The following is a 25,204-nucleotide window of genomic DNA, read 5'->3' as shown; positions in this document are numbered from 1 at the left end:
TTATGAAGACATTGGTTTGCATAAAGCCCGGCGAATTTGCTTACGAAGAAAGAGAGCAGCCGAAATTGGAAAAAGGACAAGCAATCATCAGGATAAAACGCATCGGCATTTGCGGAACGGATTTGCATGCCTTTGAAGGCACGCAACCATTCTTTGAATACCCGCGAATACTTGGGCATGAATTGGCCGGCGAGTTGGTTGCTGTTGACGGTACAGACGGTTTCGAAATTGGTGAGAAGGTTTCCTTCATTCCTTATTTCAATTGCGGTGAGTGCATTGCCTGCCGCCGCGGTTTGCCCAATTGTTGCGCGAATATTAAAGTCTGCGGCGTGCACGTTCACGGCGGCTTTGCAGAATATCTTTCCGTGCCTTCTTCTTCGCTGCTTCACGGCGAAGGCTTGAGCTTTGACGAGTTGAGTTTGGTTGAACCGCTTGCCATTGGCGCACACGGTGTGCGAAGAGCAGGAGTGGAGGAAGGTGAATTTGTTCTCGTTGTTGGCGCGGGACCGATTGGTTTGGGCATTGCCGAATTTTCCCGCATTGCCGGCGGCAAGGTGATTGTGATGGACGTGAACGAAAAGCGTTTGGCATTTTGTAAAGAAAAGCTCGGCGTGAATTACACCGTCAATCCATTGACAGACGATGTGCTGATGAAGCTGAAAGAAATCACGAACGGTGATATGCCCACCGTGGTAATTGATGCAACCGGAAATTTAAAAGCCATCAACAACGGCTTTGGTTACATGGCGCACGGTGCCCGGTACGTATTGGTGGGCTTGCAAAAAGGAGAGATTTGTGTTTCTCATCCCGAGTTTCACAAACGCGAAGCAACGCTGATGAGCAGTCGCAACGCCACACGCGAAGATTTTGAACACGTTATGGCTTGCATGAAAAAAGGCTTGGTGAAACCAACAACCTACATTACGCATCGTGTGCAATTTGACGAAGTGAAAGATCATTTTGAAAGCTGGCTGAAACCGGAAACAGGCGTGATCAAAGCAACCGTTGAATTGAATTAATTGTCCTTATCAAATGCAGCGAAAACTTCTTCTTTTTTTTCTGACGTTTGCTTCGCTTCAGGGCTTTTCGCAACTCACGGTTGTGCGGCTGAAATGCGAAAGCAAAGAAGCGCCGCTCGGCATTGAAAGCACCGCGCCTAGATTGAGTTGGCAGATTCGTTCGTCTTCACGAAACGTGTTGCAAACGGCCTGCCGGGTTTTGGTTGCGGATGATCTTTCATCGCTTAAAAAAAACACCGGCAACGTTTGGGATTCGAAAAAAGTTTTGTCCGACGCGTCCATCCAGATAAAATTTAACGGCAAAAAATTATCGCCTGCAAAGACTTACTATTGGAAGGTGATGGTTTGGGACAACGGAGGCCACGCATCGGCTTGGAGCAAAGTTTCAAATTGGCAAACAGGCTTGCCCGCGAAAGAAGACTGGAAGGGTGCGCAGTGGATTGCATACGATAAAATTCCCGACAGCTTAATCACCGTTCTTCCTACCGACGGAAAGAAAGACAAATACATTGGCAACAACGTTTTGCCCCTGCTGCGCAAACGCTTCGTTGTAAAAAAGCCGCTGAAAAAAGCAACCTTGTTCATTTGCGGTTTGGGACAATTTGAAGCAAGCATTAACGGAAAAAAGATCGGCGATCATTTCCTGGATCCCGGTTGGACGAAATACGACAAACAGGCCTTGTATGTTCCTTTCGACGTAACAAAGAATCTGCAAAGCGGTGGCAATGCAATTGGCGTAATGCTGGGCAACGGATTTTATTACATACCGCCGGTTACGGGACGCTACCGCAAACTCAAAGGCGCTTTTGGTTTTCCGAAAATGATTTGCCGATTAGCTTTAGAATACAACGACGGCACAACCGAAAGCGTTGTGAGCGATGCATCGTGGAAAACCACGAAAAGTCCTGTAACGTTTTCCAGCATTTACGGCGGCGAAGATTACGATGCACAATTGGAACAAAAAGGTTGGGACTCGTATTCATTCAATGACGCGGCGTGGAAACCGGTTTTGCTTCTTGAAGGCCCGCAGGTATTGAACGCACAAATGGCCGAACCGCTGAAAGTCATGCAAACGTTTTTGCCGCGAAAAGTTTCTTCGAAAGGCAATGATTGGGTCTTTGATCTTGGCCAAAATGCATCGGGCATTCCGCAGATAACGGTGCAGGGCAAACGCGGCGACACGATTCGCATTTATCCCGCAGAATTGTTGAAAGAAGACGGCACCATCAATCAACGGCCCACCGGCAGTCCGTACTATCTCACTTATATTTTGAAAGGCGACGGCGCTGAAACATGGCAGCCACGATTTACCTATTACGGTTACCGTTATTTGCAAGTTGCGGGTGCTGTGCCCAAAGGACAAAAGAGCGATTCCACGCTTCCCGTGTTGCTCCAGATAAAAGGTTTGCATACGCGAAACAGCGCAGACAAAGTGGGAAGCTTTGCCTGCTCTAGCGATTTGTTCAACCGCACGTACAGCCTCGTTGATTGGTCTGTCAAAAGCAACATGGCCTCACTGTTCACCGATTGTCCGCACCGGGAAAAATTAGGCTGGCTGGAACAGGATCACCTCATGGGGAATTCGATTCGCTATACGTATGATGCGGTGAATCTTTTTCGCAAGCAACTTCACGATATTCGCTACTCGCAACTGGCGGATGGTTTGGTTCCGGAAACCGCACCCGAGTATTTAAAATTTGAATGGGGCGGCGACATGTTCCGCGATTCGCCGGAGTGGGGCAGTACATCCATTATTCTTCCCTGGTATTTGTACCAATGGTACGGCGACAGAGACGTGTTGGAAGAGAATTACGACGTGATGAAAAAATATTCGGCCTACCTGCAAACAAAAGCAAAAGGCTACGTTCTTTCGCAAGGCCTCGGCGATTGGTATGATTTGGGTCCTAATCCTCCCGGCGTTTCACAACTTACGCCGATGGGCGTTACCGGAACAGCCATTTATTATTACGACCTGAACATCTTAAGCAAGATTGCAAACCTTTTGGGCGAACAAGAAGACGCAAAAAGTTTTGATGCGCTGGCAGTGAACGTAAAGAAAGCGTTCAACGACAGTTTTTTTCACGCCGATACAAAGCAATACGCAACCGGCAGTCAAACGGCGAATGCAATGGCCGTTTACATGAATCTTGTCGAACCGCAATACAAACAAGCGGTGATTGACAACATTGTGAAAGACATTCGCAGCCGCAACAACGCATTAACCGCCGGTGATATTGGTTACCGTTACCTGCTTTGCGTATTGCACGAAGCCGGAAGAGACGACGTGATTTACGACATGAACAGTCGCAGCGACGTTCCGGGCTATGGCTATCAGTTGGCAAAAGGCGCAACCGCGTTAACCGAATCCTGGGCGGCATTATCCAGGGTTTCCAACAATCACCTGATGTTGGGCCACATCATGGAATGGTTTTATCGCGGCCTTGCCGGAATTGAACAAGACAACCGTGCAATTGCTTTCAAAAAGATTATCATTAACCCGCAAATTGTTGGCGATGTGACCTCGGCAAAAGGAAGCTTCGAAAGTCCGTACGGACGGGTTGTTTCCGATTGGAAAAAGGACGGCGACAACTTTCGGTTGACCGTTGAAATTCCGGCCAACACAACCGCGGTTGTTTATCTTCCCGCAGCGGATGCTTCGAAAATAAAAGAAGGAAAGGCGGCTGTTCTTTCCCATAAAAACATTCAGCCGCTCGGAACCGAAGGCGGAAAAATAAAACTGGCAATCGGCTCGGGTGTCTATCGTTTTACCGTAACCAACAAAAGCGCAAACGACTTCGCATCAAAATAAATCATGGCAAAAAATTTTGTGTTCGTTCTTCTTTTCGCGTTCAGCTTTTCCTTCAATGCTTTTGCACAAGCAAACGGCAAAGCGGTTCCGGAAAGCAAGATGCAGGAAGTTTACAAGGAAGTGAAAACACCGTTTAAATACGGCTTGGTAGTCGTTCCTAAAAACGATTCGCAAAAAGTGGATTGCCCGACCGTGTTCCGAAAAGGAGAAGATTGGTACATGTCCTACATCGTTTTTAACGGCAGGGGGTACGAAACATGGCTGGCAAAAAGTGCTGATTTGTTGCACTGGCAAACGCTGGGCAAAATGCTTTCTTTTGACGACGATACAACGGCCTGGGATGCGAGCCAGAAAGCGGGTTATGTTTCGCTGGTGAATACAACCTGGGGCGGCGATTATTCTTTGCAACAATACAAAGGCAAATATTGGATGAGTTATTTCGGTGGCCGCGAAAAAGGCTACGAGGCCGGGCTGCTTTCACTTGGCATTGCCTGTACAACAAAAGACCCCGCAACGCCGCACGAATGGCAACGTGCGCCAAAGCCTGTACTTACATCGCTTGACAAAGACGTTCGTTGGTGGGAAAACAAAAAGCAATTCAAAAGCACGGTGATTTGGGACAAAGACGAAGCAACGGGTTATCCTTTTGTGATGTATTACAACGCCAACGGCGACACAGCCAAAGACAATAAAAAAACACGCTGGTTCGAGCGCATCGGCATGGCGGTGTCGAACGACATGACTCATTGGAAACGGTTCAACACGGAACCCGTCGTGCATCATCCGGTGGGCATTACCGGCGACCCGTATTTGCAAAAGATGGGCGACGTGTGGGTAATGTTTTATTTCGGTGCGTTTTGGCAGGACCGGAAAGGCGCCTTCAATCGTTTTGCGTGCTCGTATGATTTAGTGAACTGGACCGATTGGGCGGGTGATAATTTGATTGAATCCTCCGAACCTTTCGATGCGCAGTATGCGCACAAATCCTGCGTCGTGAAATGGAAGGGTGTGGTTTATCATTTTTACAACGCCGTCAACAAGAAGGAGCAACGCAGCATTGCGGTGGCCACGTCAAAAGATTTGGGCAAAAGCCGCCTGAATTTTATTTCTGCCGGCGAAAAATAATTTAGCGTGAACAAAATCTTTCTTTCTTTTTTTCTTTTTTGCACGTTGCTTGTTTCAGCGCAGTCGCGACAATGGGTCAACTTCAACGAGAATTGGAAATTTTTTTTGGGCAATGACTCCGCTGCCAACAAAGTTTCCTACAACGATTCCAAATGGAGAACGCTGAATCTTCCGCACGACTGGAGCATAGAAGGAACGTTTAGCGAAACATACCCAACGACTTTTAACCAAGGTGCGTTGCCTGCCGGCATCGGCTGGTACCGCAAAACATTTTCGTTGCCGCTTTCATCAAAAAATAAAATTGTTTCGATTCGCTTTGATGGCGTTTACCGCAACAGCGAAGTATGGATCAACGGTCATTATCTCGGCAAACGTCCTTATGGTTATAGTTCGTTTCAGTACGAGTTGACGCCGTACTTAAAATTTGGTGCAGAAAAAAATGTGCTTGCGGTTAAGGTTGATAACTCGGTGCAACCGAACTCAAGGTGGTACACGGGCTCGGGTATTTATAGAAACGCGTGGTTGGAAACAACAGGAATAATTCATTTCGACAAAGAAGATATTTTTTTAACGACACCAACGATTACCAATAAATATGCAATCGTTGAAATTAAGACGCCAATCGTTCAGCCATTGGGTCATCCTGGTGGATATGATGCTGACTTGATTAGTAAAGTCTATGATCAAAATGGAAATATTGTTGGGAAGTTTTCAATGCGTTTACCGCTTGGTGACCGATCGGACATTCCTCAAAAGTTTAAGATAGCCAATCCAAAACTGTGGTCAATTGACAGGCCAAGTTTGTACAAGGTAATTACACAAATAAAAGTTGGCTCTGAAGTGTATGATGAGTGCTCTTTTTCATTCGGCATTCGCTCTTTTTCTTTCGATGCAGAAAAAGGTTTCTTTCTCAACAATCAACCCCTCAAAATAAAAGGCGTTTGTCTTCATCACGATCTTGGTGCGTTGGGCGCCGCTTTCAACAAAAGAGCCGCGGAACGTCAACTGCAAATTTTAAAAGACATGGGTTGCAATGCCGTTCGCACGGCACACAATCCGCCTGCACCGGAGTTTTTGGACCTGTGCGACAGGATGGGTTTTCTGGTGATGGACGAAGCCTTCGACATGTGGAAGAAACGCAAAAACAAATTTGATTACAGTGTTGATTTTGACGAATGGCACAAACGCGATTTGGAAGACATGATCAAGCGCGACCGCAATCATGCTTCTGTTTTTATGTGGAGCATCGGCAATGAAATAAGAGAGCAGTTTGATTCATCGGGAACACGCATTGCAAAAGAACTTGCGACCATCATTAAAAGTTTAGACCCGACTCGACCGGTAACGTCTGCGCTGACCGAAAACATTCCGGAGAAGAATTTCATTTATCAATCAGCTGCGCTGGACGTGCTTGGCTTTAATTACAAGTTGTACGATTACGCAGCGTTGCCAAAACGTTTTCCCGGACAAAAACTAATCGCTTCTGAAACCGCATCAGCATTGGCAACACGCGGACACTATGATATGCCTTCCGACAGTGCCCGCCTCTGGCCGCCCGATGCAAAGTCGAAGAACTATGGCAACGCGGATTATACCGTTTCGGCTTATGATAATACATATGCATACTGGGGTGCTTCGCATGAGGCAAGCTGGAAGGCCGTAAAAAAATATCCGTTCATGGCAGGCACTTTTGTTTGGTCCGGCTTTGATTTTATTGGCGAGCCCGTCCCTTATGGCTGGCCCGCACGAAGTTCCTATTACGGCATTGTTGATTTGGCCGGCTTTCCGAAAGATGTTTATTACATGTACCAAAGTGAGTGGACGAACAAGCCGGTGCTTCACATTTTTCCGCATTGGAATTGGAAGTCCGGTGACAGCGTTGATGTTTGGGCTTATTACAACAAAGCCGATGCAGTGGAACTTTTTCTAAACGGCAAATCGCTCGGTATAAAAAAGAAAATTGGTGACAGTCTTCACGTTCAATGGCGGGTGAAATACGAGCCCGGAACAGTAAAAGCCGTATCGAGAAAAGCGGGTAAGATTATTCTTGTAAAAGAAATTAAAACAGCCGGTAAGCCGGCAAAGATTGAATTGATGGCCGACCGGAAAACACTTGCTGCCAACGGCAATGATCTTTCGTTTATCACCGTAAAAGTTTTGGACGCAGAAGGTAATCTTGTGCCCGATGCAGACAACTTTGTAAAGTTTACAATTAAAGGTCCCGCATTTATTGCCGGTGTTGACAACGGCAACCCCACGAGCTCGGAATCATTTAAAGCGCCGCAGCGAAAAGCCTTCAACGGGCTTTGTCTGGCCATCATTCAAACAACGGGTAAAAAAGGTGAGATTGTACTGGAAGCCCGCAGCGAAGGACTAAAGACTTCTGCCGTTCGCTTGCGTGCCAATTAAGTGCCTGATATTTTTTCTATTCTTCAAGCAGCCTTGTGCAGTGGTTTTGCCGCAATTCGATTAAACAGATGCCGTGCAAATTTTTACGCAAACGTTTGCGTAAAATTATCTCTACAGGCAATGAAGCGAAATCGTAACATAGTCCATCTTTTTAAAAAAAGATGCCATTGTTGCGCCCTTTCTGCACAATTACCTTTAAGCTGTTGAAAGGCCACGGTGTTTTTCAACGTTAAACAAAAAAGAAGAATAGTGCAGGATGGTTGCCCGTGAGAACGAAATCATTTTCGTCATCTGCTAACGCCAATTTTATTGCTGTATGAAAGTTGTCTTCGTTGCTTTTGCTGTTTTCTTTACCTCTCTTAACCTTCGGGCACAGGATGCCGCGGCGCCAGCCGATAAAGAAGCGGCTTATACAAAAGCCATCACTGCAAGAGCCGAGAAAATTGTGGCTACGCTAAAGCTTGCTGATGAAAAAAAGATTGCCAGGGTGAATGCGCTGGTAACGGACGAATACAAAAATCTCAACGACGTTTATTCCACCCGCGATGAAGAATTGAAAGCGGCGAAAGAAACGCTTACCGACAAAGAAGCACTGAACAAAAAACGCCAGGAAATTGAAGACGCAACGGCACCGAAGATTCAACGGGTTCACGATGCTTTTATCAAAAAACTTTCAGCAGAACTTACACCGGACCAAATTACCAAGATAAAAGACGGATTAACGTACAACATCTTACCCATCACATACAAGGCCTTTCTGGAAATGATTCCCAGCCTCAAGCCTGCCGAGAAAACACAAATCATGACTTGGCTGGTAGAAGCAAGGGAACACGCCATGGATGCGGAATCATCGGAGAAAAAACATGCTTGGTTTGGAAAGTACAAAGGAAGGATCAACAACTATTTGTCTGCGCAAGGTTACGACTTGCAAAAAGAGAGAGAAGGCTGGCAGGCACGAATTGCTGCATCGCAATCAAACAAATCAAACTAAGGCCCTTAAGACACGGCCTCTCCATCCTCTGAAAACCGTTTTCATTTCAAAGTTGAGAAGAACGCTTTTATCAAATAAAAACTAGTCTTATGTACGTTGCACTAACGAGACGCTTGTTCGTCTTTCTGCTTGTGATGACAAGTTGCCTGGCTTCCTGGGCACAGTCCAAAACCATTACCGGTACGGTTCGTGGCGACAACAACGAGCCGCTTGCCGGTGTTTCAGTAACCATCAAAGGAACCAACAAGACAACTACAACCAACGAAAAAGGTGAGTTCAGCCTTGTGGCAGCGCCTGAATCAGTGCTCCGCTTTACTTCCATTGGCTACACTTACCAGGAAGTAATGGTGGGAAACAGGAGCGCTGTTGGTATAACGCTTACGAGCGATAACAAGCAACTTGAAGACGTTGTGGTAGTGGGTTACGGGGCTGTGAAAAAGCCGCACCTGACGGGCAATGTAGCTACCATTGATCCCAAAAAACTTGAAGACATGACCTTTGGCAGCTTATCAGAAGCGCTCAGGGGTCAAGTAGTTGGCGTGAGCGTAGCCGGCGGTTTCCAACGCCCTGGACAGCCTGCTACAGTTTCTATTCATAGTCCTGTATTTTTTTCAAAGGACGGTGGTTCCAAAGATCCGCTTTATGTTATTGATGACATCATCAGAACGAAAAACGATTTTGATTTGCTCGACGTAACAGAGATCGAGAGCATCACGGTATTGAAAGACGCTGCAGCCGGCATTTACGGCATCCTCGGCAGCAACGGCGCCATTGTTGTAAAAACAAAACGGGGTCGCGCCGGAGCTCCATCCATTTCCTACAACGGTTCGGTGGGCATTGGACAAGTGCCTTCTCTTCCTAAAATGATGAATGCTTACCAACAAGCCGTTTACCTGAACGATTATTTGTCGGGCTCGAAAAACTACGATACAACGGGTTTTGCCTCCAACACATCTTGGTACACACCCGACGAACTGGAATATTACAGGACGCACAATTACGATTGGCTTTCCAACGCTTTGCAAACCTCGATGGAGACCCGCCATGCAATCAACGTTTCCGGCGGTTCTGACCGGGCAACTTATTTCGCCGGCATTACTTATTCTTCACAAAACAGCAACTTCGATGGTCTTGGTTACAAGCGGTATTCCTTCCGGTCGAGTAGCGACATTAAATTGACAACGGGCCTGAAGCTTGGCTTGGGCTTAAGCGGAAACTTGTCTGACCTGAAAAATACTTTTAACAAACAGGGTAACGAGAGCTTGGACAATGACTGGAAAACCCTGATTGGTGAATCACCGATGAACACGCCGTTTATCAACGGCCTACCCATTTTAATTCCGGGTGCGGGAACAAGCTCCAACATCAATACTTACCATTATTACGCGGTGCATCAGTTGAACAACTACACCAGTTCGTACAACAACTCGTTGAATTTTCAGGGACAACTTAGCTATGAAGTTCCTTTCATTAAAGGATTAAAAGCTTCGGTTAATTACAACAAGAACATCAGCAATTCCTGGGGCAAGCAATACGGTACGAAATACCAAGTGTATGACTTCAACAAACTCGGTACGCACAGCCACATTCTCGGAGACTCTGTGATTAAAGCCTACACTTGGAGCAACGGTGACAGAGTACGCTTGAATCCAACCATAACCAACAACTATCAATTAACCACGACCGTTAATTACGATCACACATTTGGCAAGCATCAGATTGGTTTGTTGTTTGGTTACGAACAAGCGGAATCGTCTTCTGACGGCGTTGCCGGTTCGATTGACGGTGTTGTTGTGGGCGGTTTGGATAACCAAAACTTTGCAACCGGTACCTCTACCAACCCGGATGGTTCTTCAAACGAAACAATTTCGGAAGCAGGCCGTATGGCCTACTTCGGCCGGCTTGATTACAGTTTTGCTAACAAGTACATTTTGCAGGCACAGTTCCGCGCCGATGCCAGCCAAAACTTTGCACCAGAAAACAGATGGGGTTACTTCCCTTCATTTTCGGCCGGTTGGGTGATCTCTGAAGAAAAATTCTTTGACCGGCTTAGCCACACGGTCAACTTCCTTAAACTTAGAGGTTCGGTAGGCTTCATGGGAATTGACAATACGAAATCATATCAATGGCTGAGAAGCTATGCCATTCAGACCGGTAAAGCGGCCGTTTACGGCGGCAACAACGACCGTGCGCTGGCAGCAGTAATGAACGTGGATTTAGCCAACAGGGCTGTGCATTGGGACAGTCAAAACAAATACAACATTGGTTTGGATGCAAAATTCCTGCGCAACCGGTTGTCTCTTTCGGCTGATTACTACATCAACAAGTCGTTCAACATGCTGTCGAACCTGACTTCGGCGCCGTCTATCCTGATCGGTACGCCGCTTCCATCTGAAAACTTCGGTGCAGCAAACGTGTTCGGTTACGAAGCAACGGCTACTTGGAGAGATAATATCGGTAAAGACTTCACGTATTACCTGACCACTAATTTCTGGTGGAACGACAACAAAGTGATTGTTACGGATGTGGCAAAAGGTGATGTAGGTACGTTTAAAGATCCGACCGGCAAATCGCAAGACATGGGCTTTTACGGGTACAAATACCTCGGCATGTTCCGCAACCAGGCCGACATTGACGCCTATGTAGGAAAATACGGCATCACCAACATGCTTGGCTATACGCCGACGAAATTGCAACCCGGCATGTTGTACTTTGCCGATATCAGGGGAAAGCAAGATCCTGCCACGGGTAAATATGCTGGCCCTGACGGCATCATTGATGCAAACGACCAGGACTTTTTAAACAAGCATGCTTCTAACCATTACAGTCTGGGCTTAAACTACGGCGTTACGTTTAAATCGTTAAGCTTAAACGTTATCTCCGGACTTAGCTGGGGTGGTGTTGATGCCGTAGAAAGCGCTGCACGGAAATTCGGCAACGTTTATTCCAACCGTCCTGCTTTTTGGGCTGATCATTATTCTCCAGATAATCTGAACGCGGCATATCCCAATCCTTTCTTTACAAGTACATACGATGTCGCCTCTGATTTCTGGTGGAGAAGCTCTTTCTCTTTCCGTATAACAGCCTTTAATCTCGCTTACACGCTGCCAAGAGATTTTGTAAAGAAAGCGGGTTTCAACAACGTAAAAGTGTACGTAACAGGAACAAACCCGGTCAACTTCTTTAACCCCTACGATTACAAGGATAACGCAAACGGTTCTTACGACGTGTTCCCGCAATTAAGAACCTTCACTTTTGGCTTAAACGTTAACCTCTAATTTAAAAGAAGCAACAATGAAAAATTTAAAATTATATACAGCAGCAATTGGTTTGTTTGGCCTTGCCGCTTGCTCAAAAGTCCTTGATAAAACCAATCTTTCAAACCTGCAGCCAGACCTGGTGTTTAAAGATTCTACCCTGGTGCAATTAAACATGGACAACCTTTACGACAACAACCTGCCTTTGTGGGGTGGTCAAAATACCGGCAGTTCCCTGAGCGGTGTACAACCGCAGTTGTCGGAAGAAAGCTCGGGTTCCAGCAAGTTTATGGACGGCACAATGAGTTACGGAACCGATGAACCCAAAGATTACGGTACGTCACTCAACACCAACAACACGCAACCGTCTAACAACTGGGGAAAAATCAGGCAGGTAAACACGTTCATTAAATCAATTCAGGAAAGCCCATTGCCTGATTACACCCGCCGCAAATTCTTAGCGCAAGCTTTGTTCTTCCGTGCGTTTCGTTACTGGGATATAGTGAGAATCTACGGTGGTGTACCGCTCGTACTTACGCCGCTCGACGGCGTCGGGAATGATGCAAGAGATGCAGCTTTGTTGCCACGCAACAAAACATCGGAATGCTTCGCACAGATGGTTAAAGATCTTGATTACGCAATCGCCAATCTTCCTGGTAAATGGACCGGCAGTGATTGGGGAAAGATCACCAGCGGTGCAGCAGCCGCCTTTAAAGGACGCGTATTGCTCTATTGGGCGAGCCCAATGTTTAATCCTTCCGACATCGCTTCAAGATGGCAGGATGCTTACAACGCAAATTTGCAAGCAAAAACGATATTGGATGCAAATGGTTTTGGTCTGAACAGCAATTATAAAACCATGTGGTTTAGTGAAGTGAACAACCCGGAAGCAGTAATGGTTACAAGCTATAATACCGCCACCGGCGATCAGGCAAAGAAGAACAACGGTTGGGATAAATCCTGTCGGCCTTCCTACCTGAACGGTAGCGGATCAAACCAACCTACATGGGAACTGGTACGTTCTTATCCGATGAAAGACGGCAAGATGCCCGGTGATGCAACCAGCGCTTATCCTTACTACGATTCATTGTATTACAAAAACCGCGACCCTCGCTTTGATGCAACCATCGCTTACAACGGCTGCACATGGCCTCTTGATGGCAACGCAAACCTGCGGTTGTGGACGTATTACGAAACATCAACCAAGTCAACTGAATCCTCAGCGTCCAATACAGGCTTTTATTGCCGCAAAGCGGTTTCGGAAGGAACTTTTACGTTCGGTGATCCGCAATATAGCGGTACTGACTGGATGGAGATTCGCTATGCAGAAGTGCTGTTGAACCTTGCTGAAAGCGCCGTAGGCATTAGCAAAATTGCTACAACGGAGGAAGGCTATCAAGGCATCATTAAAGTAAGACAAAGAGCAGGCATCACGGCCGGTTCAAATGGTTTGTACGGCTTAAATTCAGGCCTCAGCCGCGCACAACTTTTCGATGCCATCTTGTTTGAACGCAAAATTGAATTTGCTTTTGAAGGCAAACGCTTTTGGGACTTGTATCGCTGGAAAAGAATGTCTGACTTGAACGGCTGGTACCGCAATCGCCTGCGCATTGTCTTGAAAACGGGTACAGGCATACCGACAGCAGCAGCTTTAAAAGACCCGACAAGTGCAAGCTTCCGCGACGTGCAGAACCTGGACAACATGATGACGAATTATTTCCAAACCATCAGGAATAATAACCACGACGCAAGTAATTCGACAACTAAGCTTGACACAAATCCGATCAACTTCTTGTCAACCTATTATTTTTTCCCCATTCCTTTAGCTGCCATTACCAACGATCCAAACTTGCAGCAGAACAACAATTGGGGCGGTTCATTCGATCCTTTACAATAATTATGAAGGGAGCTCGGCTCCCTTCATTTTAAAACTTGTCAACACAACGTTCAAACCATGAAGAAAACCTTAATCATCGTTGCGTGTTCGGGCTTGTTTGCCCTCTCGAATACGGTGCATGCCCAATATCCCGATGTTCCCGGCAACGTTAAGGCGTGGTCAGACTCGCTCATGAAGGCAGCAGAAAAGCATTCCGATGAAGCCTGGCTAAAAGCCTGGCCAGCCATTGATGCAGAAGCAAGAGCGGGTAAACCTTACATACCGTGGGCTTCCCGCCCCGATGAATTGCCGCAATCGAATATTGCAGCCTTTCCCGGTGCAGAAGGTGGCGGTAAATACACTTTCGGCGGAAGAGGCGGTAAAGTTTATGTTGTTACGAATCTGAACGATGATGGTCCGGGAAGTTTTCGTTGGGCTTGTGAGCAAGGCGGCGCAAGGGTTGTGGTATTTAACGTAGCAGGAATTATCCGGTTGAAAACGCCGCTCATTATTCGTGCACCTTATATCACGATTGCGGGACAAAGTGCTCCCGGTGACGGCGTGTGCATTGCCGGTGAAACCGTTTGGGTAAATACGCATGATGTGATCATTCGTTACATGCGTTTCCGCAGGGGCGAAACCAATGTGGGTAGAAGAGATGATGCCATTGGCGGCAATCCCATTGGTAACATTATGATTGATCACGTTTCGGCGAGCTGGGGATTGGACGAAAACATGAGCATGTACCGACACATGTACAACGACAGCACGGGCAAGATTGAAGACAAATTTGGAACGGTAAACATTACCATTCAGAACTCTATCTTCTCCGAATCATTGGACACATGGAACCACGCTTTTGGTTCAACACTGGGTGGCGAGAATTGCTCCTTCATGCGCAACCTGTGGGCCGATAACACAGGCCGTAATCCATCAGTGGGTTGGAACGGCATCTTCAACTTTGTCAACAACGTTGTGTTTAACTGGGTACATCGCTCCATTGACGGCGGAGATTACAGGGCGCAGTTCAACATCATCAACAATTATTTCAAACCCGGTCCTGCAACACCAAAAGACAACAACGTTGGTCACCGCATCTTAAAGCCTGAAGCGGGCCGTAGCAAATTGAAATATCTGGTGTTCGGACGTTGCTATGTGAACGGCAACATTATGGAAGGCTATCCTGAAATCACCAAGGACAATTGGGCCGGCGGTGTGCAGGTAGAGGAATTGCCCAACACCGACAAATACACGCCCTACATGAAGGTGGCCAAGCCTTTACCGATGCGGCAGCTTACAATTCTTCCTACAAAAGAAGCACACGACTACGTGCTGGCTAACGCCGGTGCTACGCTTCCAAAAAGAGATGCCGTTGACCAACGCATTACGGAGCAGGTTCGTAGCGGAAAAATTACAACTGTTGCGAACATAACCTTGCCGACAACGCAATTCAAGCATCGCCGTCTGCCGATTGATTCATACAAGATTGGCATCATCACCGATCCTTCGCAAGTGGGCGGTTATCCTGAATACAAAGGCACACCGTACAAAGATTCTGATGGCGACGGAATGCCCGATGATTATGAAATCAAGAATGGATTGAATCCAAAAAATCCGGCCGATGCTTCGGCTTATGGAAAGAGCGGCTACACCAACATTGAAGAATACTTAAACGGGCTTGCGGGCAAAGAAACCTTGCCTGCTAAATCAACGGCCCTAAGCAAATAATCAATATTCATTTGCATAAACCTGATCACCCTGGCATGAAGAGGAGAGTACACACATTTTGTTTTTTCGCTGCAATTTTCAGCTTTGGAGCGCATGCATTTGCACAATATCCAACCATACCAAAGCCTCTGGAAGACTCGGCTGATGCAGTCATGCAAAAAGTAAAGGAACGTTCCGATGCGATGTGGGCGAAAGTTTTGCCTATCGTGCAGAAAGAAGAGAAAGAAGGGAAGCCTTTTGTACCGTGGGCCGCAAAACCTTCCGATCTGCCGCAGGCGAAGATTGCTGCCTTTCCCGGTGCAGAAGGCGGCGGTAAATACACTTTCGGCGGAAGAGGCGGTAAAGTTTATGTTGTTACGAATCTGAACGATGATGGTCCGGGAAGTTTTCGTTGGGCTTGCGAGCAAGGCGGTGCAAGAACGATTGTGTTCAACGTTGCGGGCATCATTCATTTGAAATCGCCGGTAAGCATTCGTGCACCGTACATCACCATCGAAGGACAAAGCGCTCCCGGTGACGGTGTGTGCATCGCGGGTGAATCGGTTTGGATTGATACGCATGACGTCATCATTCGCTTTATGCGTTTTCGTCGCGGCGAAACAGAAGTAACGCGTCGCGATGATGCATTGGGAGGAAATCCTGTTGGAAACATTATCATTGATCACGTTTCTGCAAGCTGGGGTCTTGATGAGAACATGAGCATCTATCGTCACGTCTATGACCGTGGCGGAACAAAACAAGAGAAACTTCCAACGGTAAACGTTACGATTCAAAATTCCATTTTCTCGGAATGTTTGGACGCATACAACCACGCATTCGGCAGCACCATCGGCGGTTTGAACAGCACCTTCATGCGCAACCTTTGGGCCAACAACATCAGCCGCAATCCTTCTGTTGGCATGTACGGCGATTTTGGTTTCGTGAACAACGTTGTGTTCAATTGGTGGAACCGCAGCGCTGATGGCGGCGACAACAATTCGCTTTTCAATTTCATCAACAATTATTACAAGCCTGGCCCGATAACACCAAAAGACAAACCAATTGCTTTTCGCATTCTGAAACCGGAAGCGGGCCGCGACCCTGAACACAAATCGGTTTATGGCAAGGCCTACGTGAACGGAAACATCGTTGAAGGCTTTGACAAAGTAACCGCTGACAACTGGGCCGGCGGTGTGCAAGTCGGCGACAACAATCCCGACGCCGGTGAATACGCTTCGGCTATTCGTGTTGACAAACCGTTTCCTATGTCGCCAGTAACCATGATGACGGCGCAGCAATCGTATGCATACGTGTTGGATAATGCGGGTGCAACGCTGCCTAAACGCGATGCTGTTGATCAACGTGTAGTTGGCGATGTAAGAACAGGAAAGATCACCTATACTGAAGGTGGGCTTACTGATCTTGGTAAGAAATACATCAAGCGCCGTTTGCCTTCCGATTCGTACAAGCAAGGCATCATTTCGCATCCAAGCCAGGTCGGTGGTTATCCCGAATACAAAGGCCAGCCTTATAAAGATTCAGACAACGATGGCATTCCTGATTCATGGGAAAAAGCACACGGTTTGAATCCGAATAACGCAAGCGATGCATCAGTTTATACAAAGAGCGGATACACCAACATTGAAGAATACTTAAACAGCCTGGTGAACCTGAAAGTCGTGGTGCCCGTAGCTTCTGTTGCAACAAAAGCATCTGCAACCACCAGCCGTTAAATCATGCCTCGATATTCATTCATCATGATTCAAGTTTTTTGACGTGTCTCTTACAAGCAGTATTTACAAACCAGAAAGGACGCCGCATTGGCGTCCTTTGCCACTTTTTACCGCAACGCTTTTGTTGTTTGGCGTTACGGCTTTGCATGCACAAAAAGGAGCAAAGCCCTGGACGCCGTTAACCGCTTCCAAAGGCAAGCTATCTTATTCGCCGGATAGCCAAGGCAACCGCATTGTTGATTTTTCATACTGCGGTTATGCGGCTTCAAACGAACCCATTCCAGATGTGCCAGTGAAAGTCGTTGTGCCAGTTTCAAAGGGTGACGCAACGCTGCGCATTCAATCTGCAATTGATTACGTGGCTTCGTTGCCGGTAGATAAAAGCGGATTTCGCGGTGCGGTGCTTTTGCAAAAAGGCAAGTATGTTGTGGGCGGCCAGTTGAAGATGATGGCTTCGGGTGTTGTGCTTCGCGGCAGCGGTTCTGGTGCTGATGGAACGACGATCATCGGCGCGGACAAAGACCGGCAAACACTCATTCGCGTATTTGGCAAGGGTGATAAAACAACGAGCAAAGAGATTGCAATCACAGATGCTTATGTTCCTGTGAATGCCACAAAGTTGTCATTGAAAGATGCATCTTCTTTTAAAGAAGGAGATGAAGTTATTGTTCATCGCCCTTCAACTGCTGCGTGGATAAAAACATTGGGTACGGAAACTTTCGGCGGCGGTATTTCTGCCTTGGGTTGGAAGCCCGGTGAACGCGATGTTTATTTTGAAAGAAAGATTGTTGCCATCAATAACAATGAAATAACCCTCGATGTTCCGTTAACAACGGCACTTGATTCAAGCTTTGGCGGCGGACTCCTTTCCAAGCTTTCATGGACGGGAAGAATTCAGGGCATCGGGGTCGAAAATTTATCGCTGCAATCCGAATACGACGTTACCAATCCAAAGGACGAAGCGCATCGTTGGATGGCGATTACGTTAGAAAATATCGAAGATGCTTGGGTGCGCCAAGTGAACTTTCAACACTTCGCCGGTTCAGCCGTTGCGGTGTTGGAAACGGCAAAACGCATTACCGTTGAAGATTGCAAATCGCTTGCACCTGTTTCTGAAATTGGTGGTCAACGCCGCAATACATTTTTTACAGCAGGACAACAAACGCTTTTCCAACGTTGCTATGCGCAAAATGGCTACCACGATTTTGCTGTCGGTTTTTGCGCACCGGGACCGAACGCTTTTGTGCAATGCCAGTCCGATCGGCCTTATGATTTTAGCGGGACGATTGACAGTTGGGCAAGCGGCGTTTTGTTCGACATCGTGAACGTTGACGGAAACGCCATTCGTTTTGGCAACCGCGAACAAGATGGTCAAGGTGCCGGATGGAGTGCAGCCAATTCGGTTTTGTGGCAATGCACAGCGGCACGCATTGATTGTTACAAACCACCCACTGCGCAGAATTACTCCTTCGGTTCATGGGCGCAATTCGGCGGCAACGGTTATTGGGAGAGCAGCAACGAACAAATCAATCCACGCAGTTTGTATTACACGCAACTCGCAGAGCGTTTGGGCAAAGATGTTTCGAAGATGGCGTACATACTGCCGATGGAAACCGATGCCTCAAGTTCGCCGCCGGTTGATGTAGCGATGGCATTAACAAAAAAAGCTTACGAGCCTGCACCGAGGATCGTCAACTGGATTGACGATGTAATAAAAATGCACGTCATTCCAACTTCAACGTCTGGTGCAAAAACAATTGATCAAATAGGAGTCAAGAGTAGCTGGAGTGTTGTGGGTACTCCTGTCATAAGAATTGAGAACGGTGTATTGGTAAGTAACGGAAGATTAATGACTGGCAAGCGTAGCGAAGTGCCGTGGTGGAACGGCAGCGTTCAGCCGAAAGATTTGCCGCAAATGAAGCCGCACATCACGCGGTTTGTTCCGGGAAGAACCGGCACTGGTTTAACGGATGATTTGGACAGCTTAACGGACTGGATGCAACGCAGCAATACCGTTGCTATTGAACACAATTATGGTTTATGGTACGAGCGGCGACGCGATGACCACGAACGCATTCGCCGCATGACCGGCGACGTGTGGCCGCCGTTTTACGAACTGCCTTTTGCACGGAGCGGAAAAGATTCGGCCTGGGACGGTTTGAGCAAATACGATTTAACGAAGTACAACGATTGGTATTGGAGGCGCTTGAAACAATTCGCAGATCTCGCTGACAGAAAAGGTTTGGTGCTGGTTCACCAAAATTATTTTCAGCACAACATCATTGAAGCCGGTGCGCACAACGTTGATTTCCCCTGGCGTCCCGCGAACAACATTAACGGTACACCGTTTAACGAACCCGTAAACTTCGCCGGCGATAAACGTATTTTTTATGCAGAGCAGTTTTACAACGTGGCGGCAAATCCGGCTTACCGCAAATTGCACGAAGCCTACATTCGCAAATGCCTTGACAACTTTAAAGACAACAGCGGCGTCATTCAATTAACGAGTGCCGAGTACACAGGGCCTTTGCATTTTGTACAGTTTTGGTTAGACGTAGTGAAGCAGTGGGAAAAAGAAACCGGCAAAAAAGAAATCATTGGTTTGAGCACAACCAAAGATGTGCAGGACGCGATTCTTGCCGATGCGGCAAGGGCTGCGGTTGTTGACCTGATTGATATTCGCTATTGGCATTATCAGGATGATGGCACAACGTATGAACCAAAAGGCGGACAAAATTTAGCACCGCGCCAACATGCACGTTTGTTGAAACCAAAGAAGACATCATTTGAACAAGTTTATCGTGCAGTGAGTGAATACAAGCAAAAGTTTCCGGCAAAAGCTGTGATGTATTCGGGTGATGGTTACGATCAGTTTGGATGGGCCGTGTTGATGGCCGGTGGTTCAATGCCTGTGCTGCCTGTATTGGACAAACAGTTTTTAGCGGATGCCTCTTCCATGAAGCCTATAGTGGATGCATCAGCGAAAGGCCAATGGATGATGAAGAGCAAGAATGGTTTCATAGTTTATGCGAACGGTAAAGAAGCGATTCAAATTCCGCTTGCGGCAGGTAGCTATCAGCTCCGTTACATGAATCCGCAGAATGGAACAATGACAAAGGAAGAAATGATTCAGGGTGGAAAAGTTGTTGCTATCAACTGGCCGCACGGCCCGGTAGTGTTATGGGTGACAGCAAATCAGAAATCGGTACAACATGAAGCAACCATTCAGAAATAAGATTTTCTTTTTCTCCTTTTTACTTTTGGCATTTGCCGTTTGTGCTTCAGCACAGACGGGCAAGCAATTGAAGGTCTCGGCCAATCACCGCTTTTTCACCGACGAAAAAGGCCAGCCTTTTTTCTGGTTGGGCGATACAGGCTGGTTGTTGTTTTCAAAGCTAACGAGAGATGAAGCCGAAACCTATTTGGAAGACCGCCGCAAAAAAGGATTTAACGTCATTCAGGTAATGGTGTTGCATACCGTGAGTGCGGTAAACGTTTACGACGATTCGGCTTTGATCAATCGCAACGTGGCAAGACCACTGACAACACCCGGAAACAACTCAGCCGATGCGAAGCAGTACGATTATTGGGACCACGTTGATTACATCGTTGACCTTGCGGCGAAGAAGGGTTTGTACATGGCGATGGTGCCGGTTTGGGGAACCAACGTAAAAAGCGGTTGGGTGAAAAAAGAAGACGCAGCAACGTATGCAAAGTGGTTGGCCGATCGTTACAAGAATCGTTGGAACATCATTTGGTTGAACGGTGGCGATACACAAGGCAGCGATTCATCGGCAACGTGGAAAGCTATCGGCTCAACGCTTAAGGCGGCTGATCCTTCGCATCTCGAATCGTTTCATCCATTCGGCCGCACATCTTCGAGTGAATATTTTCAAAGCGAGCCTTGGATGGATTTCAACATGTTTCAATCGGGCCACCGCAGTTATGATTTGGATACATCGAAATCAGAACATCGTTTTGGTCCGGATAACTACAAGTTCACCAACATTGATTACAACCTGAAACCAACAAAGCCGACGCTGGATGGCGAACCTTCGTATGAATTAATTCCGCACGGACTGCACGATACGACAAAACCGTATTGGGGAGCGGCTGATGTTCGCCGTTATGCGTATTGGAGTGTGTTTGCCGGCGGCGCGGGACATACCTACGGTCACAACAGCGTAATGCAAATGCACAAGCCTACGGACAAAGGCAGTGCTTACGGTTCGAAGAAATATTGGTATACTGCGCTGAACGACAGCGGTGCACAGCAAATGCATTATTTGAAAGATTTGATGCTTTCTAAATCTTATTTTGATCGGGTGCCTGACGAGAGTTTGATTGCGGGTGATATTGGTGAGAAGTATAATTATTTGGCAGCAACGAGAGGGAAAGATTATGCATTGATTTATGATTACACGGGACGAAGTTTTAGCGTGAATATGGACAAGATCAGTGGTGATTTGATTAAAGCCAGTTGGTACGATCCACGAACTGGACGATATTTTTTGATTGGGCATTTTGGTAACAGAGGTGTGCGAAACTTCGATCCGCCTGGCGAAGAAGGCGAAGGGAATGATTGGGTGTTGGTGCTGGAAATGTTAATAAAGCAGAGTTATACGCAATGAAAGAATTGATGAAGAAATTTTTGATTGGATGTTTTTTGTTGCTGATGCTTTCGGCTTGCTCGTCGAAGGTGTATCTTTTTTCTTCGTTCAGAGAGCCGGCAACGGACGGCTTGCACCTCGCTTATAGCAAGGACGGTTATCACTGGAAGGATTTTGATACAACGTTTATCAAGCCTTCGGTTGACAGCAATGTGATGCGTGATCCTTCCATCGCGCAAGGCCCGGACGGTACGTTTCATTTGGTATTTACATCTGCGTGGAAAGGCACGAAAACATTTGGCTATGCTGCGTCAAAAGATTTGATTCACTGGACTGCACAACGCACCATTCCCGTGATGCAATACGAACCCACCACGGTTAATGTTTGGGCGCCTGAATTGTTTTACGACGACGAAGCAAATGCCTTCATCATCATTTGGGCGTCGACGGTGCCGTTTCGATTTGAAAAAGGACAGGAAGACGAGAACAACAATCACCGGATGTACTACACAACAACGAAAGATTTTCAAACCTTTTCACCCACCAAACTTTTTTACGATCCCGGTTTTAGTGTAATTGATTGCGAAATAGTAAAACGTGCTAAGAACGATTATGTGTTGGTGTTGAAAGACAATACACGTCCTGCACGAAACATCAAAGTGGCATTTGCAACAAGTGCTTTGGGGCCTTATTCAAAGGCATCGGAATCTTTCACACCACCTTTCACCGAAGGCCCAACGGTGGCCAAAGTGAAGGATGGTTATCTTGTTTATTATGACCAATACCGCGACAAAATTTTTGGTGCGATGAAAACAAAAGATTTCAAAACGTTTACCGATGCAACAAACGAAGTAAGCCTGCCGCAAGGCCACAAGCACGGAACTGTTTTCATAGTAAAGAAAAAAGTGCTTACAAACCTGTTAAAGCGGCCCGGAAAAAGTTAAGTTGCCCAAATTAAAACCATCAACAATGAACGAAAACAAGAGCAATTCCCGTCGCAATTTTTTACGCAACTCCTCGCTGGCAACCGTTGCAAGTTTGTCCATTCCATCCCTTGTAACATCTGCATTTGCTGCAGAACCAATGCGAAAAAAAATCGGTCTGCAAAAAGGCGACGTCATTCTTTTTCAAGGTGATTCCATCACCGATGCGGGACGAAAAAAAGACGATGCCGGCGTAAACGCTGCGTCGGCGCTTGGAAGCGGTTACGCAATGCTGGCCGCATCGGATTTGTTGTACAAGTATGCGGACAAAAGCTTAAAAATTTACAACCGCGGCATCAGCGGCAACAAGGTTTATCAACTTGCCGATCGCTGGCAAAAAGACTGTCTCGACCTGAAGCCCAACGTGCTCAGCATCCTGGTTGGCGTGAATGACTTCTGGCACACGCTTGTCAACGGTTACAAGGGCACGATTGAAACCTACCGCGATGATTTCACCACTTTGCTGACCCGCACCAAACAGGCTTTGCCTGATGTGAAACTCATCATCGGCGAACCTTATGCTGTTTCCGGTATCAAAGCCGTTGACGAAAAGTGGTATCCTGCTTTCAACGATTACCGTACGGCTGCAAAAGAAATTGCGGGCAAGTTTGACGCAGCATTTATTCCCTATCAATCCATTTACGACAAGGCGCAACAATCAGCACCCGGCGTCTATTGGACGGGCGACGGCGTGCATCCTACACTGGCCGGTGCACACCTGATGGCCCATGCGTGGATGGAAGCGGTGAAGGGGTGAACGATGAATAACGAATGATATCTCCTTATCAACTAAACTTGAAAACAATAAACTACTTGCGGCCTTTTAAACGAAGCAAGACGAGGCGATGAAAAAAGCAATCGGCATACTGTCTCTTTTAACGGCTTTTGCAGCATCGGCACAGCAGGACACTGTTCGTTACGTTGGCAACACGCTGGTAAACGTGGATTATCATCACGGGCAATTAACGCCGGCCGTTGGTGTGCACAACATCCAGGTTTTTCGCGCCAATCGGGAGCATCCCGAATGGGCCGGCGGCACGGCTTGGACGTACAATCATCAGCCCATGCTGGTGTATTGGAACAATCAGTTCTTCCTGCATTTCCTAAGCGATCCGGTTGGCGAACACATTCCGCCCGGACAAACCTTTTTGTTGACGTCCAAGGACGGATATCATTGGAGCAAACCGGTTGTTCTTTTTCCGCCGGTAAAAATTCCCGACGGCACAACGAAAGAAGGACGAACCGAAGTAGCAAAGAATTTATTATCGGTAAACCATCAGCGAATGGGTTTTTACGTGTCGAAGAAAAATCGTTTGCTCACGCTTGCTTTTTACGGTGTAGTGCTTGGCCCCGGCGATGATCCGAACGACGGCCACGGCATGGGTCGTGCCGTTCGTGAGATTTACAAAGACGGCAGCTTCGGGCCGATTTATTTTATTCGTTACAACAAAGGCTGGAGCGAGAAGAACACGGTTTATCCTTTTTATACTTCAAGCAAAGACAAGGGTTTTATAGAAGCATGTAATGAAATTCTTGCCAACCCATTGATGACCCAACAATGGGTGGAAGAAGCCGACAGGGATGATCCATTGATCTCTTTGAAGAAAGATTTAAAAGCGTTTTCTTATTACAGGTTGAATGATGGCAGAGTCGTCGGTCTTTGGAAAAATGCGCTAACCGACATTACAAAAGACGGGGGCAAAACGTGGCTTTACAATCCAACCCGTGCGCCGCATTTTGTAAACAGCAACGCAAAAATCTGGGGACAAAAAACAAGCGATGGAAAGTATGTTACGATCTACAATCCATCAGAGTTTCGCTGGCCCCTGGCTTTGTCGGTTAGCAATGATGGATTGAATTACGACAAACTGCTTTTGGTGAACGGTGAAATTACGTCTATGCGTTACGGCGGTGCGTATAAGTCTTACGGGCCGCAATACGTTCGTGGCATTACGGATGAAGGGCCAATGCCACCAGACGGAAACATTTGGGTAAGCTACAGCATGAACAAAGAAGACATTTGGGTGGCCATGATTCCCGTTCCCGTTCGGGATAAAGTGACGTCGCAAGTGGATGAAGTTTTTAATTCAATGCCCGATGGAAAAGAATTGGCGCAATGGAATTACAACAGCGGCTTGTGGACGCCTGTCTCGATTGAAAAGATGAGCAACGGAACAAAAGCATTGACGCTTCAGGATTGGGATCCGTTTGATTACGCAAAAGCCGAACGTATGATTCCGTCTTCAAAACACATCGTTGTTGAATTTTCCGTTACGCCGCAGCAAGCGACGAATGGCAATCTTGAAATTGAGTTCACCGACAGCAAAGGCACGCCCGGTGTACGTTTAAGTTTTGATTCAACGGGGGCCTTGATTACAAAGGCTGGTTATCGTAACAAGAATTTGACAAAGTATGCAGCAAACGAAACCTACAACATTAAGATTGATTTGAATGCCGACAATCGTTTTTACACCGTGACCGTAAACGGCAAGGCGTCGTCGGGATTGTTCTATGCACCACTTTCAAGTATTGACCGTGTCGTTTTCCGAACGGGAAGTGTAAGACGCTTTCCCAATGCCGATACGCCAACGGACCAAAATTTTGATTTGCCAAACGGCGGCGAACAGGATAAAAAAGCGGAGTACTACATCTCTTCATTTAAAACATCGTTGCCTAAATAAGCCC

14 protein-coding genes are annotated in these 25,204 nt (G+C 46.9%); all 14 read left to right on the top strand.

Annotation, left to right across the window (positions count from 1 at the left end; genetic code table 11):
* Nucleotides 1-2: 2 nt before the first annotated feature.
* The 14 genes from FSB75_RS07215 (at nt 3) to FSB75_RS07150 (ending at nt 25,200) form a co-directional block, all read left to right on the top strand.
* Complete coding sequence (locus tag FSB75_RS07215) at nt 3-1,019, top strand: zinc-binding alcohol dehydrogenase family protein (protein ID WP_146784872.1); 1,017 nt, start codon at nt 3-5, stop codon at nt 1,017-1,019.
* 13 nt (nt 1,020-1,032) lie between these two features.
* Nucleotides 1,033-3,828 carry a family 78 glycoside hydrolase catalytic domain gene (locus FSB75_RS07210; protein ID WP_146784869.1) on the top strand — a complete coding sequence of 932 codons (2,796 nt, stop codon included), beginning with the start codon at nt 1,033-1,035 and terminating at the stop codon, nt 3,826-3,828.
* Between the two features lie 3 nt (nt 3,829-3,831).
* Nucleotides 3,832-4,953 carry a glycoside hydrolase family protein gene (locus tag FSB75_RS07205; RefSeq protein WP_146784866.1) on the top strand — a complete coding sequence of 374 codons (1,122 nt, stop codon included), beginning with the start codon at nt 3,832-3,834 and terminating at the stop codon, nt 4,951-4,953.
* A 6-nt stretch (nt 4,954-4,959) separates the two neighbouring features.
* Nucleotides 4,960-7,362, top strand: coding sequence for a beta-galactosidase GalB (gene galB / locus FSB75_RS07200; RefSeq protein ID WP_146784863.1), 2,403 nt, complete (start codon nt 4,960-4,962; stop codon nt 7,360-7,362).
* 316 nt (nt 7,363-7,678) lie between these two features.
* Nucleotides 7,679-8,353 carry a DUF3826 domain-containing protein gene (locus FSB75_RS07195; RefSeq protein ID WP_146784860.1) on the top strand — a complete coding sequence of 225 codons (675 nt, stop codon included), beginning with the start codon at nt 7,679-7,681 and terminating at the stop codon, nt 8,351-8,353.
* A gap of 89 nt (nt 8,354-8,442) precedes the next feature.
* Nucleotides 8,443-11,631: a SusC/RagA family TonB-linked outer membrane protein gene (locus tag FSB75_RS07190; RefSeq protein ID WP_146784857.1), complete on the top strand. Its 3,189-nt coding sequence runs from the start codon at nt 8,443-8,445 to the stop codon at nt 11,629-11,631.
* Nucleotides 11,632-11,647: 16 nt separating this feature from the next.
* A complete protein-coding gene (locus FSB75_RS07185; protein ID WP_146784854.1) occupies nt 11,648-13,507 on the top strand; it encodes a RagB/SusD family nutrient uptake outer membrane protein in 1,860 nt (619 codons plus the stop codon).
* Nucleotides 13,508-13,564: 57 nt separating this feature from the next.
* Entirely contained in the window at nt 13,565-15,214 is a 1,650-nt protein-coding gene (locus tag FSB75_RS07180) for a pectate lyase family protein (RefSeq protein WP_146784851.1), read from the top strand.
* A 152-nt stretch (nt 15,215-15,366) separates the two neighbouring features.
* Nucleotides 15,367-16,926, top strand: coding sequence for a polysaccharide lyase (locus FSB75_RS07175; RefSeq protein ID WP_227990827.1), 1,560 nt, complete (start codon nt 15,367-15,369; stop codon nt 16,924-16,926).
* A 43-nt stretch (nt 16,927-16,969) separates the two neighbouring features.
* A complete protein-coding gene (locus FSB75_RS07170; RefSeq protein ID WP_227990826.1) occupies nt 16,970-20,161 on the top strand; it encodes a DUF6298 domain-containing protein in 3,192 nt (1,063 codons plus the stop codon).
* Nucleotides 20,139-21,557 (top strand): glycoside hydrolase family 140 protein, encoded by a 1,419-nt coding sequence (locus FSB75_RS07165; protein ID WP_146784844.1) that lies wholly within the window; start codon nt 20,139-20,141, stop codon nt 21,555-21,557. The genes FSB75_RS07170 and FSB75_RS07165 overlap by 23 nt, the downstream gene beginning before the upstream one ends.
* Nucleotides 21,558-21,565: 8 nt before the next feature.
* Nucleotides 21,566-22,480 carry a glycoside hydrolase family 43 protein gene (locus FSB75_RS07160; protein ID WP_146784842.1) on the top strand — a complete coding sequence of 305 codons (915 nt, stop codon included), beginning with the start codon at nt 21,566-21,568 and terminating at the stop codon, nt 22,478-22,480.
* Between the two features lie 25 nt (nt 22,481-22,505).
* The gene (locus tag FSB75_RS07155; RefSeq protein ID WP_146784839.1) at nt 22,506-23,276 is read left to right on the top strand and encodes an SGNH/GDSL hydrolase family protein; all 771 of its coding nucleotides are present in this window, start codon (nt 22,506-22,508) and stop codon (nt 23,274-23,276) included.
* An 88-nt stretch (nt 23,277-23,364) separates the two neighbouring features.
* Nucleotides 23,365-25,200 (top strand): exo-alpha-sialidase, encoded by a 1,836-nt coding sequence (locus tag FSB75_RS07150; RefSeq protein WP_146784835.1) that lies wholly within the window; start codon nt 23,365-23,367, stop codon nt 25,198-25,200.
* Nucleotides 25,201-25,204: the final 4 nt, after the last annotated feature.

Source organism: Flavisolibacter ginsenosidimutans, assembly GCF_007970805.1.
GTDB lineage: Bacteria > Bacteroidota > Bacteroidia > Chitinophagales > Chitinophagaceae > Flavisolibacter > Flavisolibacter ginsenosidimutans.
Note: the sequence above shows the minus strand (reverse complement) of the source record. Positions and strands in the feature narration are given on the sequence as shown.

Coding starts and splice junctions, on each gene's coding strand:
- FSB75_RS07205 (WP_146784866.1), top strand. CDS start 3,832: ATGGCAAAAAATTTTGTGTTCGTTCTTCTTTTCGCGTTCAGCTTTTCC.
- FSB75_RS07185 (WP_146784854.1), top strand. CDS start 11,648: ATGAAAAATTTAAAATTATATACAGCAGCAATTGGTTTGTTTGGCCTT.
- FSB75_RS07195 (WP_146784860.1), top strand. CDS start 7,679: ATGAAAGTTGTCTTCGTTGCTTTTGCTGTTTTCTTTACCTCTCTTAAC.
- FSB75_RS07150 (WP_146784835.1), top strand. CDS start 23,365: ATGAAAAAAGCAATCGGCATACTGTCTCTTTTAACGGCTTTTGCAGCA.
- FSB75_RS07215 (WP_146784872.1), top strand. CDS start 3: ATGAAGACATTGGTTTGCATAAAGCCCGGCGAATTTGCTTACGAAGAA.
- FSB75_RS07165 (WP_146784844.1), top strand. CDS start 20,139: ATGAAGCAACCATTCAGAAATAAGATTTTCTTTTTCTCCTTTTTACTT.
- FSB75_RS07210 (WP_146784869.1), top strand. CDS start 1,033: ATGCAGCGAAAACTTCTTCTTTTTTTTCTGACGTTTGCTTCGCTTCAG.
- FSB75_RS07190 (WP_146784857.1), top strand. CDS start 8,443: ATGTACGTTGCACTAACGAGACGCTTGTTCGTCTTTCTGCTTGTGATG.
- FSB75_RS07155 (WP_146784839.1), top strand. CDS start 22,506: ATGAACGAAAACAAGAGCAATTCCCGTCGCAATTTTTTACGCAACTCC.
- FSB75_RS07180 (WP_146784851.1), top strand. CDS start 13,565: ATGAAGAAAACCTTAATCATCGTTGCGTGTTCGGGCTTGTTTGCCCTC.
- FSB75_RS07175 (WP_227990827.1), top strand. CDS start 15,367: ATGCAAAAAGTAAAGGAACGTTCCGATGCGATGTGGGCGAAAGTTTTG.
- FSB75_RS07160 (WP_146784842.1), top strand. CDS start 21,566: ATGAAGAAATTTTTGATTGGATGTTTTTTGTTGCTGATGCTTTCGGCT.